Below are 12,364 nucleotides of genomic sequence, written 5' to 3'. Positions count from 1 at the left end.
CGAGGAGACACCCCGGCGGCGGCCCCCCGACCCAGACCGAACCCGGCCCCGCCACACCCCGCCAAGGCCACCGCCGAACCGCCCCCACAACACCCCCCACCGGGATCCAGCCGCACACCACCGAGCACCACGCAGGGCTTGGCGCCGAGCCGACCGCGGGACACCCGCGCCCGGAAGCGGGCTCGTACTGCTGGAGTGGGGACGGGGAGGGGTGTCCCCGCAGGACGAGCGTGCAACCACCCCGCCTGGGCGAGACACCCCGCACGCGGGCCCGGATCCCGCCCGGCGGCCCTCGACCCGGGTAGGCCCGGGACGTGCCCCGCGGCGTGCCCGAACCCCACCCTGCGGCCCGGGTCGCACCGCAGCCGGATCCCGCGCCCGAGCGGATGGGACGGGCCTCCGGATCCCGCCCGCCCCGCGCCAGCGGATCGGCACCGCAGCCGGATCCCGCCCGCCCGAGCGGATGCGTACCGCGCCCGGATCCCGCCCACCCCCGCGCGAGCGGATGGCCCGGGCCCACCCCCGATCCCGCCCGCCCCGCGCCAGCGGATCGGCACCGCAGCCATATCCCGCCCCGCGCCAGCGGATGGGCCGGGCCCACCCCGGATCCCGCCCACCCCCGCGGCAGCGGAAGGGCCGGGCCCACCCCCGATCCCGCCCGCCCCCGCGGGAGCGGATGGGTTACGCGTCCAGGTGGCCCGTGTCGTTCCAGCGTTCCAGCGCCGGCGCCCCGTACGCCCAGCCCAGGACCGACAGGGATGTCGGCTCCAGGCGGATCCGCGCGCCGAAGGAGGCTTCGAAGCCCAGCCAGCGCGCGGCCAGGGTGCGCAGGATGTGTCCGTGGGCGAAGACGAGCACGTCCCGCTCCGCCGAGCGCGCCCACGCCACCACCTCGTCGGCGCGGGCCGAGACGTCGGCGACGGACTCGCCGCCCGGGACGCCGTCGCGCCAGATCAGCCAGCCCGGCCGGATCGCCTGGATCTGGGCCGGGGTCATGCCCTCGTAGTCGCCGTAGTCCCACTCCAGCAGCGCGTCCCACGGTTCGGCGCGGGCGCCGAAGCCCGCCAGGTCGCAGCTCTCGCTGGCGCGGGCCAGCGGGCTGGTGCGCACCTCCAGGCCGGGCAGGCCCTGCCACGGGTCGCGGGCCAGGCGTTCGCCGAGGAGTTTCGCGCCCAGCCTGCCCTCCTCCAGCAGCGGCACGTCCGTGCGTCCGGTGTGTTTGCCGAGCTGGGACCACGCCGTCTGGCCGTGACGGGCCAGCAGGATGCGGGGGGCCATGCGAATCTCCCGATCGGTGCGAGATTGTGCGTTTTTACGATGGTTTCCTCGTGCGTCCATCATCCATCACGCCCCCGACCGGCCCTCCCACCGGCCCGTTTCCCCGCTCCGCACACGATTGTCAGTGGCGGATGGGACACTTCCGCGGGTGAGCTCTTACCCGCCCAGCAGCCCCGCGCAGCCGACCACGCTGCGGCAGCGGCTCGCCGGCCTGCGAGGCCCCGCCGTGCCGCCCCGCCCGCTCGACGCCCGGGCGCTCGCGGCCCTCGCCGCCAACCCCGGCTGCGGAAGACGCGCACTGCTCGACGGCGCCGGTGTGGACAAGAACGCCCTCGCCACGGCCCTCGGCTCGCCCGCCGCCTTCGGCCAGTCGCAGTTCGCGATCGTCCGCGGGAACTCCTTCGAGGCGAAGGTCAAGGGCGACGGCGGCGCCGAGTTGCTGCGGCTGGTGCACGCGCACCTCGACGCCGCCGCCGAGCCTCCCGGCTCCGGCGCCCTCGTCCCCGACCTGACGGCCGCCGGGCCCGAGGGCCGCGCCGCCCGGACCGCCCTGGCCCTGCGCGAGGCCACCTCGGCGAAGGACTGGACCCTGCTGGACCACCCGATGCTGGCCCTGGAGGTGGCCGGCACCCCGGCGTACCTGGAGCCGGACGCCGTCGTCGTGCACCCCGACGGCCGCTGGACCGTGGTGGAGATCAAGTCGTTCCCCATGATCGACGCCGCCGCGGACGCGGCGAAGGTGGGCGCGGCGGCCCGCCAGGCCGCGGTCTACGTGCTGGCCCTGGAGCGGATCGCCGGGAAGGTGGCCGGCGCGGAGGTCGGGCACAGCGTGCTGCTGGTCTGCCCGAAGGACTTCTCCAACCTGCCGACCGCCGCTGCCGTCGACATCCGCCGCGAGCGCTCGGTGACCCGCCGCCAGTTGGACCGGCTGACCCGGGTGGAGGAGTTGGCGGCGGCGCTGCCCGAGGGGCTCAGCTTTGACCCTGAGCGGCCCGCCGAGGAGCTGGCCGAGGCGGTCTCCGCGGTGGACGCCGCCTACGCCCCCGAGTGCCTGGCCGCCTGCGAGCTGGCCTTCCACTGCCGGGAGCGGGCCCGCGCCGCCGACGAGGTGACGGCCCTGGGCCGGTCCGTACGGGGCGAGCTGGGCGCGCTGACCACCGTCGAGGAGGCCCTCGCGGCGGCCGCCGGCGCCGGCTGCGCCGAGGACCCCACCGCCGCCGCCCTGCACCGCGCGGCCCGGCTGCGCGCCGAGGCGCTGGAGCTGGCCGCCGCCCTGCCCCGTCCGCACGTCCCGGAGTCCCCCGCATGCCCCTGCTGAGCACCCTGGCCCGGCTGGAGGCCGTCCGTGCCGGCCGCGCCCAGCCGCTCGCGACGGTGCGCCACCGCCACCTGAGCGACAACCCGCTGGTCCTCGTGCCGCTGACCACGGCCGGTGAGGCCGGTGCGCCGCTGGGCGCGCTGGTCGGCACCGATCGGAACGAGCCGCGGGTCTTCGTGATACCCCAGCCGCGCGACCGGGACCTGCGCTGGGCGTTCCTCGCGGACCTCGCGGTCCATGTGCTGGCGCACATCGAGGCGTACGCCGACGACGTGGAGCCGGCCGAGCGCAGTGAGACCGATCCGGAGACGGGCAAGCGGGTCAAGGTCGAGACCGAGCTGTGTGTGGACGCCCCGCAGCTGATCGTGCCGAGCCGGGCGGGCATCGAGTACGTGCGGCTGCTGGGGCGGTCGATGCGGTTCAGGCGCACCGCGGAGGAGGATCCGGACAATCCGTATCCGGCGCCGTCGCGGGTTCCGTTGCTGGGCCGCTGGTTCACGCACCTCGGGGAGCGGGCGCGGGTGCCGGGCTCCTCGATGCTGGTGTCGGCGACGGATCTGCTGTCCCGGCACTGGGCGACGGGCCAGAGCAATCTGGAGGACCAGCATCTGGGCGCGCTCCTGGCCTGGATCGACCCGCCTGCGGGCAGGTCGGGTGCCGAGGCGGCGCTGCGCGCGGAGCTGGGCCGTGACGAGCACGGACAGCTGCTGTGCCCGCCGGCCGGTCCGGCGACCGATCCGGCCTTCGACAACAGGCTGCTGGCGCCGGCCATCGCCCGCTACGACGCGGCGCGCGCGGCCTTGGCGGCCGGGCCCGGCGACGACGACCGCGAGGTGCGTACGGCCGAGCGGGCGGTGCGCCGTCTGGTCGTGGACCAGATGTCGAGCACCTGGCGGGCGACGTGGGAGGCGATCGACCTGCTCCGCGCGCTGCCGCCGGGCGAGCGGGCGGAGGAGCGCTGGACGCGCGACCGCTGGTCGTACACCGGCCACCGGGACCGGGTACGGGCGGGCGAGCCGCCGCAGCCGCGCCGCGACGACGCGGTGACGGCGGCACAGAAGCTGGCCACGCGGGAGACGGAGCAGGTGCGCCTGGACGCGCAGGAGGCGCTGGACGACCCGCTGGTCATGGCGGGCCGGCGGCTGGCGGGCGAGGCGTTCGCGGGCGAGGTCACCGGGGTCGTGATGGAGTGGACGGAGTCGAAGCGGCCGAGTCCGCGGCCGCTGGTGACGGTGTCCACGCAGGACCGGCCACAGCTCGCGGACGGCGGCGCCGCGAAGGTGTACCGCTCGCTGGACGGGCGGCCGCAGAGCGCGCAGTTCGTTCGTTTCGAGGAGGACGGGCAGGTGGTGCTGAGGCTTCTCGACAAGATGGGACGCGGCCGGGACCCGGAGCCGGGTTCCGTGCCGGAGGAGGGCGACCGCGTGTGCTGGACGCTCTTCGAGCACGACGCGCGCGGCGGTCCGAAGCTCCCGGACCCGGAGCGGACGCCGTGGACGCATGGCGGGCCGCCGGGGTCCGGGGCCGCCGTCCACCTTCCCGACGCCGTCACCGACGAGGACATCCTGTGACTCCTGTGTCCGCTCCCGCCGCCTTCGACCCGGGTGCCGCGGCCGCCCGGGCGACCGCCGCGATCCTGCACGACACCCTGCACGGGACCGAGCGGGGTGTCGTCGTCGACTCCCCGCCGGGGGCCGGCAAGTCCACGCTCGTGGTCCGTGCGTCGCGTGAGCTCGCTGCGGCGGGGCGCCGGCTGATGGTGGTGGCGCAGACGAACGCGCAGGTCGACGATCTGGTGCTGCGGCTGGCCGCCAAGGATCCGGAGCTGAGGGTCGGCCGGCTGCACAGCAGCGAGGGGGATTCCTACGATCCGGCGCTGCGGGAGCTGCCGTCGGTGACCCTCTCGGCCAAGCCGGGGGACCTCGCGGAGCTGCCGATCACCATCTCCACGGCGGCGAAGTGGGCGTACGTCAAGGACGTCGAGCCGTGGCAGCACGCCATCGTCGACGAGGCGTACCAGATGCGTTCGGACGCGCTGCTGGCCGTGGCCGGGCTGTTCGAGCGGGCGCTGTTCGTGGGCGACCCGGGGCAGCTGGACCCGTTCAGCGTGGTGGGCGCGGAGCAGTGGGCGGGGCTCTCCTACGACCCGTCCGCGTCGGCGGTGAGCACGCTGCTCGCGCACAATCCGCAGCTGCCGCAGCACCGGCTGCCGGTGTCCTGGCGGCTCCCGGCGACGGCGGCGCCGCTGGTCTCCCGCGCGTTCTACCCGTACACGCAGTTCCGCAGCGGTACGGGGCCGGGCGAGCGGAAGCTGTCGTACGGGGTGGCTTCGGACGGGTCGGGGCCGGACCGGGTGCTGGACGAGGCTGCGGAGGCCGGCTGGGGTCTGCTGGAGCTGCCGGCGCGGCACACGCCGCGCACGGACCCGGAGGCGGTCGGCGCGGTGGCCCGGGTGGTGCGCCGGGCCCTGGACCGCGGGGCGGTGACCTGCGACGAGCAGTCCTCCGGCCCGGTGGCGCTGACGGCCGACCGGATCGCGGTCGGCACGGCCCACCGCGACCAGGCGGCCGCGGTCCGCGCGGCGCTGGCCTCGCTCGGGGTCGGCGGGGTCACGGTGGACACGGCGAACCGGCTGCAGGGCCGCGAGTACGACCTCACGGTGGTGTTGCACCCGCTGTCGGGGCGCCCGGACGCGACGGCCTTCCACCTGGAGACGGGCCGGCTGTGCGTGCTGGCCTCCCGGCACCGGCACGCCTGCGTGGTGGTGGCGCGGGCGGGTATAGCGGAGCTGCTGGACGACCATCCGTCGACCGAGCCGGTGCAGCTGGGCGTGACGGTGAAGTTCCCGGACGGCTGGGAGGCGAACCATTCCGTCCTGGCGCACCTGGCGGAGCACCGGGTGTCCTGGCGGCCGTAGGGGGCGCGGGCGCCGTTCAGTCCCTGCCCTTGCGGGGGGCGCCGAAGCGGTGGCGGAGGACCTCGCCGACCTCGGCGAGGACCTGGAGCTGCTGCGGGGTCAGGACGTCGACGAGGTGGCGGCGCACCGATGCGACGTGGAGCGGGGCGGCGTCGGTGATCGCGGCGACCCCGGTGTCGGTGAGGACCACCTCGGCGCCCCGGCCGTCGGTCGCGACGTCCTCGCGGCGGACGATGCCGCGCTGTTCCATGCGTGTGAGCTGGTGGGAGAGCCGGCTGCGCGACCAGTGCATCAGCTCGGCCAGTGCGCTGATCCGCATGCGGTGGCCGTCCGCGGAGCCGAGCACGGACAGTACGTCGTAGTCGGCTTCCGAGAGTCCGCTGTCCTGGTTGAGGTCGCGCGCGATGGCCGCGTCGACCAGCGGGAACATCCGCCGCCACGCGAACCAGGCGGCCTGCTCGGCCTCGGTGAGCCAGCGGGGCTCGGATGCGGGGGTCATGTCTCCCACCTTAGCCAGGTCGGTGACACATCATCTACCTTGTTGACACGTCACTCACATAACGCTTTGATAGATGACACATCAACAACAGCACCGACCGGGAGCCGCTTCCATGACCCGCCTGCACGTCGTCTCCGCCGCCACCCGCCCCACCTCCTCCGGCCGCCCGCTCGCCCAGTGGGTCGTCGGACAGGCCCGCGCACACGGCGGCTTCGAGGTCACCCCCGTGGACCTCGCCGAGATCGCGCTGCCCTTCCTGGACGAGCCGGAGTACGCCTCCACCGGGAACTACGCCCACCAGCACACCCGCGACTGGAGCGCCCTGGTCGACTCCGCCGACGCCTTCCTCTTCGTCCTGCCGATGTACAACGGCGGCTTCACCGCCCCCTTCAAGAACGCCATCGACTTCCTCTACAACGAGTGGAAGGGCAAGCCGGTCGGCATCGTCAGCTACAGCGCCGGCCCCACCGGCGGCGCCCCGGCCGCCGAGATGCTGCTCCCCGTCCTCACCCGCCTCGGCATGCTGCCCGCCGCGCACTCCGTCGCGATCCCCGGCATCCCGAAGCTGATCGGCGCCGAGGGCTTCGAGGCCCCCGAGGCCCTCCCCGGCGAGCTGGCCGCCGTACTGGCCGATGTGGCCGAGCTCGCGGCCGGGCGCGAGGCGGAGCTCGCGGCGGAGTCCGTCACCGTCTGACCGGCCCCCGGCGAGGCGGTCGCGGGCGGCTCGCCCGGCTGACGGTCGATCACCTGAGCGACTCCCTCGCCACCGGGCCCACCCCTGCACCCGTGCGCCTCACCGGCCGTACAGGTGTGCAGGCCATCGGGGCGCGCTCTTGCGCGGCGTTGGACAATGGACGGTGGCCCGGATGGATTTCGCACGCGCAGCAGGAGGACAGGGATGGCAGAGCCCGAGCGGACCGGGCGGCGGCTGCGGCCGGCGCCGCTGCTCTTCGAGCCCTCGGAGGCCGTGGCGGATCCGGAGCACTTCTTCGACCTGGAGTCGATCGAGGACCCGCGCGAGCTGCTGGCCCGTGCGACCGAGCTGACGCTGGCCTTCCGGGCGGCACAGGAGCGGGCGGTGGAGTTCCAGGCCCTGGCCGCGGCGCAGCTGGCGGACCCGCGGCGCTTCGACCGGCTCACCCCCTCGGCGATCGCCGAGCAGGCCGAGTGGACCGAGGACTACACCGTCAAAATGATCGAATTCGGCGAGACCCTCCAGCGGGGCCGCGCCGACCTGGCGTAGCGGACGGGCGGCCCGCCGTCCGGCTCGTCGGACGGAGCGGTCTCGGCATATGCGGGGGCAATGTACCCCAGACCTCCTCACCCTGTCCCGATTTTCGGTGACTCCGGGGGTTCGGAGCGCTACGGCGGGTAGACCTTGGCATATGACGACGCTGACGACGGCCCACGGATGCACCGCCCTCCACGCGCCCGGCGAGCGCACGCGCACCGCGCCCGCCACGCACGTCACCCCGCAGGGAGCCGCCTGGCTCGCCTCGGCCTCCGCGCACCCCCGCCGCACCCTCGCGCTGTGGGAGGCCCGGCCCGGGCTGCCGGCCACGCTGCCCTGCGGGAGCGCCTTCGACGTCGTCAACGTCCCCCTGGTCCTCGGGCGCCGCGTCCTGGACCTGCTCTGGGCCGAGGGCCCCGGCTCCGGCCCGGTCGGCGTGCACCGCGGCCGGATGCTGCTCTTCGCCGCCCCCGGCACCGCACACCGGCTGCCCGCCCTGCTGGCGTGGGAGGAGTGGGGGGCCTCCCGCAGCGCCCCGGCGCCCCTGTGCCACGGCCGGGGCGACGCCGTCACCGTGCCGCCGCTGGCCGCCGGCGGCCCCGGCCCCTCGCGGTGGCTCGTGGCACCCGACGCCCGGGAGCCCTGGCTCCCCGGGCCGGAGGCCCTGCTCTGGGCCTTCGTGCGGGCGGCCCGCACCGCCGCACCGACGGGACCTGGGGATATCGATTTTTCGTTCCGCCGATCCTCCTGCTAATGTCTTCCTCGTCAGCAAGCGCCGCTAGCTCAGTTGGTTAGAGCAGCTGACTCTTAATCAGCGGGTCCGGGGTTCGAGTCCCTGGCGGCGCACAGACGGAAGAAGGCCCCCCACGCGAGTGGGGGGCCTTCTTCGTGCGCCGTCACGCCGTCATGTCGTGATCTTCACCGTGTACGCGCCGGACCGGGTGCGGTCGGCCACCTCGATGGTGATCCGCTCCCCCGGCACCGTGTACGTCTCACCCACCTCCAGGGGCGCGTCCGCCAGCGGCGGGTACACCGAGCGGTCCCAGCACGCCTCCGTCTGCGGGTGCGCGTCGAGCACCTCGATGGGGCCGCCGCCCGACGCGGCCTCGTTGCGCACCCGGTAGACGAGGACCCCTTCGGTGCAGGTGTCGCCGTCGTTGCCGGCCGAGCCCCGCGCTTCGACGGCGATGGCGCTGCCGGGTCCCGTACGGACGACCGCGAGCCGGGTGCCGCCCGTGCCGCCGCTCGGCGGGGCCTGCCCCAGCGGCTGGAGGGTGTGCAGCGAGGAGCCCGACTGCACACAGTCCACCTGGGAGGCGTCCAGCCAGCCCAGCTTCCACTTGTGCCAGGCGAAGAGGTCCGGGGACATCCCGAACTGGCTGCCCATGACGTCCCAGTCCCCGACGTAGGTGTCCCAGTCGCCCTTGCCGTCCGTGGGCCGGTGGTAGAGGTCGGGCAGGTCGAAAACGTGCCCGGTCTCGTGCGCGAGCACGTGGCGGTCCGGCGGGTGGCGCTCGAAGACGGTGACGATCCGCCGCAGTTCCGCGCCGTCCGCGATGATCGGGCGGTCGAAGTTCACGACCTTCGTGGCGTCGGAGTCCACCCCGGGCGCGTCCGGGTCGGCGACGAAGTAGACGATGTCGTACTTGCCGAAGTCCACCCGGGCGTCGGCGGCGGCGACCGCGTCGCGCAGGTAGGCGGCCCGGTCGCCGGGGGCCCAGTCGCGCCTTATCCCGTACGCGGTGGACGGCCTGGGCATCTGGATCCACTGCTTCTGCGGGTGCGGGACCAGGCGGAACCGCCCGTACGAGGCCTGTTCGAAGAAGTCGCTGGTCGCGGGGAAGTAGTCGCGGGTGAGCAGTTCGGGGGTCAGGGTGCTGCGGTGGTCGGGGAAGGAGAGGAAGACCATCACCGCGTCGAGCGCGCTTTCGGGCTTGGGGTAGGAGCCGTTCCAGGTGTCCAGGCCGAGGGAGTGGTGGGCCCCTGTGCGGGTCAGCGCGCAGGGCCCGGCGCCCGAGTCGGCCACCGCGGGACCCGCGACGAGCGACATGGCGGCGAGCGCCGTCAAGGAGGTGAGCGCCGCGGCGGTACTTCGGACGCGAGAGCGGTCCACTCCCCCGGGTGTCTGCTGTCGCGTCACATCGACCTCCGGTGATGGATTGGTACCTATTTAGCCACCTTGAGGCGATTGTCTTACTAATGCCCTGTTCCGCTGCCCCACAAGGGTGAGCGGTGGGTCAAGCCGGTGACCCCCGGACTTCACGCGGGTGCCTACAGAACGTCACGATCGATCACCCCGGATCAGCAGGAGCCGCCTCCCGCTCATTGCCGCGCAGAAACGATCAAGCGATCTTGGTCCGACGGTCCGTCATCACGTCGAACTCCCGCGTCTCAACCGGTGACGCCGCTGGATAGGGCCTCCCGGCAGCCTCTATGATCGGCACACTTTCCTGCACGGACACTCACGAACACTGCGGGGCCAACGGTGAGCGGAACCTCAGAAGGAACCGGTTCGGCGGCCGACAGCATCCGATCGGCCATTACGGAGCGTCACCCGGCAGTGCCGGTGGTGCCGTCCGGGCCGTCGGTGTCTCATCGCGCCGCGTCCGAGCTGCGCGACTACCGGGCCGCCTTCAACGCGGCGCACCTCCCCATGGCGGTCGTGGACCGCGAGGGCTACGTGGTGACGGCCAATCAAGCCTTCGCCGGCCTGCTGGGCAGCGAGCCGCACCTGCTCGTCCACCGCTGCGCCGCCGACCTGGTGGACCTGGCCGCGGAGGCCCGCACCTGGGCCGCGTACCAGGAGGTCCTGCGCGGCCGGCAGGCCCGGTTGCGCTGCACCCGCCGCCTCAAGCACCCCGACGGGCACTCGCTGTGGACCGAGGTCACCCTGGGGCCCGTACCGGGCACCGGCAACGTCCTGCTGTCCGTCTCCGACATCAGCGACCGCCGCGACCTCCAGGCCCGGCTGCGGCACCTCCAGATGCACGACCCGGTCACGCGGCTGCCCAACCGGGCGCTGTTCTTCGAGCGGCTCTCGGCCGCCCTGGAGGCGTCCTCGTACGACCACGGCGGCGGCACCGGCCGGATCGGCCTGTGCTATCTGGACCTCGACGGCTTCAAGGCCGTCAACGACACCCTCGGCCACCGCGTCGGCGACCGGCTGCTGACGGCCGTCGCCTCCCGGCTGACCCAGTGCGCGGACCAGTCCGGCTACGGGCGCACGGGCGGGCACCTGGTCGCGCGGCTCGGCGGCGACGAGTTCGCCCTGCTCGTGGAGGACTCCACCGGCACCGAGCAGCTCGCGGACCTGGCGCGCAGCGTACTGGCGGCCGTGCAGGAGCCGTTCGACCTGGCCGGGCAGCGGCTGTCGGTCTCCGCGTCCATCGGCGTGGTGGAGCGGGCCACGGACGGCACGTCGGCGACAGGGCTGATGCAGGCCGCCGACACGACCCTGTACTGGGCCAAGGCGGACGGCAAGGCACGCTGGACCCTCTTCGACCCGGAGCGCAACGCGCACCGCATGACCCGGCAGGCACTGTCGTCGACGCTTCGGCCGGCCGTGGAGCGGGGCGAGTTCGCCCTGGAGTACCAGCCGCTGGTGGACCTGGAGAGCGGTGCGCTGCGCGGTGTCGAGGCGCTGGTGCGCTGGCGGCACCCGCAGTTCGGCACGCTGACGCCGAATCGGTTCATCGGCATCGCCGAGGAGGACGGGTCCATCGTCCAGCTGGGTCAGTGGGTCCTGCGGACCGCGTGCCGGCAGGCGCGCCGCTGGCAGATCGAGCAGCCCAGCGACACCCCGGTGTTCGTGTCCGTCAACGTCGCCGTGCGGCAGGTGTGGGACTCCGACCTGGTCGGCGACGTCGCGGAGATCCTCGCCGAGACGGGCCTGGCGCCGCAGCTGCTCCAGCTGGAGCTGACCGAGTCGGCGGTGATGGGCTCGGCCGGAAGGCCGCTCCAGGCCCTCCAGGCACTGAGCGACATGGGCGTCCGCATCGCCATCGACGACTTCGGCACCGGCTATTCGAACCTGGCCTACCTCAGCCGGCTGCCGGTCTCGGTGCTGAAGCTGGACGGCTCGTTCGTGCGGGGCTTCCGCTACGACGAGGGCGCGCACCCGAACCCGGCCGACGAGACGATCGTCGAGGCCCTGGTCCAGCTCGCGCACCGGCTGGGCCTCACGGTGACCGCGGAATGCGTGGAGACCGCGGGGCAGGCGGCCCGGCTGCGGCGGGTCGGCTGCGACACGGGCCAGGGCTGGCTGTACTCCCGCGCGGTGGCCCCGGACGTGATCGCCCGCATGATCGGACGCCGGGTCGGGGCGGGGCCGACGACTGCTTCCCTGCCCGAGGAGCCGGCATCGCACCCGCTGGTCTGACGGGGAGTGTGAGATTCGCCCGACCGGGAACCGAACGGCCTGGCCCCGTGGCCAGTTGCCCCGACGTGCACCCCCTTGTGAAGATCGTCCGACTGTTGTGACCAGAACAGTCATTCGAACGAGGGGGAATCGTGAAACTGACCCGAATGGCGCTCGCCGTGACCGCCGTCGCCCTGGCCCCGGCCCTGCTGCTCACGAGCCCGTCGCCCGCCTCCGCCGCACCGGTGGCGGCATCGGCGAGCCCGGTGATCGGATCCGACACGGAGAACGCCGCCGCCATCGCCAAGATCCTCGCCGACCCGGCGAGCGGCAAGGGCGTGATCCGCGAGGCGAACAGGGCCCTCAGCGGCACACCCGAGGACCGCGTGGCGTTCCTGACCACGGGTCTCGCGAAAGCGCAGGACGAGGACAACCTCGTCGCCATCTTCAGGATCCTGGCCACCAACCCGCCCACCGGCAAAGCCGTCAAGCGCGAGGCCAACAAGGCCCTGGACGGCACCCCGGCCGACCGCGTCGCGTTCCTGACCACGGGTCTGCGCCTGGCCCAGGCCGAGGACGACCGCGTCGACGTCGCCCGGATCCTGGCCCGCCCGGGCATCAGCGACGCGCTGCGCGCGGCGGCCGAGAAGGCGATCGACGGCACCCCGGAGGAGCTGCGGCACTTCCTCACCGTCGGCCAGTACCAGGTCTGACCCCGACACCCGCCGGCCTCCACGAGCCCCTGTGCCCGTGGAGGCCGGCGG

At 74.0% G+C, this 12,364-nt stretch carries 10 protein-coding genes, 1 tRNA gene and 1 pseudogene; 9 read left to right on the top strand and 3 right to left on the bottom strand.

The window, feature by feature from the left end:
* Nucleotides 1-681: 681 nt before the first annotated feature.
* Nucleotides 682-1,278 (bottom strand): histidine phosphatase family protein, encoded by a 597-nt coding sequence (locus tag AVW11_RS33820; protein WP_076046937.1) that lies wholly within the window; start codon nucleotides 1,276-1,278, stop codon nucleotides 682-684.
* Between the two features lie 148 nt (nucleotides 1,279-1,426).
* Between AVW11_RS33820 and AVW11_RS33815 the strand changes: the two genes are divergently transcribed.
* From AVW11_RS33815 to AVW11_RS33805, 3 genes are read left to right on the top strand one after another with little or no spacing between them, the layout of a single operon-like run.
* Entirely contained in the window at nucleotides 1,427-2,596 is a 1,170-nt protein-coding gene (locus AVW11_RS33815; RefSeq protein ID WP_107277763.1) for a hypothetical protein, read from the top strand.
* Nucleotides 2,584-4,167, top strand: a complete 1,584-nt coding sequence (locus AVW11_RS33810; RefSeq protein ID WP_076046936.1) for a hypothetical protein — start codon at nucleotides 2,584-2,586, stop codon at nucleotides 4,165-4,167. The genes AVW11_RS33815 and AVW11_RS33810 overlap by 13 nt, the downstream gene beginning before the upstream one ends.
* Nucleotides 4,164-5,513 (top strand): AAA domain-containing protein, encoded by a 1,350-nt coding sequence (locus AVW11_RS33805; RefSeq protein ID WP_199818584.1) that lies wholly within the window; start codon nucleotides 4,164-4,166, stop codon nucleotides 5,511-5,513. Before AVW11_RS33810 ends, AVW11_RS33805 begins: the two co-directional genes overlap by 4 nt.
* 16 nt (nucleotides 5,514-5,529) lie before the next feature.
* Here the strand turns inward: AVW11_RS33805 and AVW11_RS33800 are convergent, their stop codons facing one another.
* Nucleotides 5,530-6,012 carry a MarR family winged helix-turn-helix transcriptional regulator gene (locus tag AVW11_RS33800; protein WP_076046935.1) on the bottom strand — a complete coding sequence of 161 codons (483 nt, stop codon included), beginning with the start codon at nucleotides 6,010-6,012 and terminating at the stop codon, nucleotides 5,530-5,532.
* 112 nt (nucleotides 6,013-6,124) lie between these two features.
* On the opposite strand from AVW11_RS33800, the gene AVW11_RS33795 reads away from it, so the two are divergent.
* The 4 genes and pseudogenes from AVW11_RS33795 (at nucleotide 6,125) to AVW11_RS33780 (ending at nucleotide 8,089) form a co-directional block, all read left to right on the top strand.
* Nucleotides 6,125-6,706, top strand: coding sequence for an NADPH-dependent FMN reductase (locus AVW11_RS33795; protein ID WP_076046934.1), 582 nt, complete (start codon nucleotides 6,125-6,127; stop codon nucleotides 6,704-6,706).
* 204 nt (nucleotides 6,707-6,910) lie between these two features.
* Nucleotides 6,911-7,255, top strand: coding sequence for a hypothetical protein (locus AVW11_RS33790; protein WP_030852279.1), 345 nt, complete (start codon nucleotides 6,911-6,913; stop codon nucleotides 7,253-7,255).
* 142 nt (nucleotides 7,256-7,397) lie between these two features.
* Nucleotides 7,398-8,025: pseudogene (locus AVW11_RS33785) on the top strand (bifunctional DNA primase/polymerase).
* Nucleotides 8,016-8,089: transfer RNA gene (locus AVW11_RS33780), tRNA-Lys, on the top strand. Before AVW11_RS33785 ends, AVW11_RS33780 begins: the two are co-directional and overlap by 10 nt.
* A gap of 58 nt (nucleotides 8,090-8,147) precedes the next feature.
* Here AVW11_RS33780 and AVW11_RS33775 read toward each other — a convergent pair.
* Nucleotides 8,148-9,383, bottom strand: coding sequence for a M6 family metalloprotease domain-containing protein (locus tag AVW11_RS33775; RefSeq protein ID WP_030852277.1), 1,236 nt, complete (start codon nucleotides 9,381-9,383; stop codon nucleotides 8,148-8,150).
* A 345-nt stretch (nucleotides 9,384-9,728) separates the two neighbouring features.
* On the opposite strand from AVW11_RS33775, the gene AVW11_RS33770 reads away from it, so the two are divergent.
* Nucleotides 9,729-11,621 carry a putative bifunctional diguanylate cyclase/phosphodiesterase gene (locus AVW11_RS33770; RefSeq protein WP_078094309.1) on the top strand — a complete coding sequence of 631 codons (1,893 nt, stop codon included), beginning with the start codon at nucleotides 9,729-9,731 and terminating at the stop codon, nucleotides 11,619-11,621.
* A gap of 131 nt (nucleotides 11,622-11,752) precedes the next feature.
* Nucleotides 11,753-12,313, top strand: coding sequence for an ALF repeat-containing protein (locus AVW11_RS33765; protein ID WP_076046932.1), 561 nt, complete (start codon nucleotides 11,753-11,755; stop codon nucleotides 12,311-12,313).
* Nucleotides 12,314-12,364 lie beyond the last annotated feature (51 nt).

This window comes from Streptomyces amritsarensis (assembly GCF_001953875.1).
In the GTDB taxonomy this organism is placed as follows: domain Bacteria; phylum Actinomycetota; class Actinomycetes; order Streptomycetales; family Streptomycetaceae; genus Streptomyces; species Streptomyces amritsarensis.
This window is presented reverse-complemented; position numbering and strand designations above follow the sequence as displayed.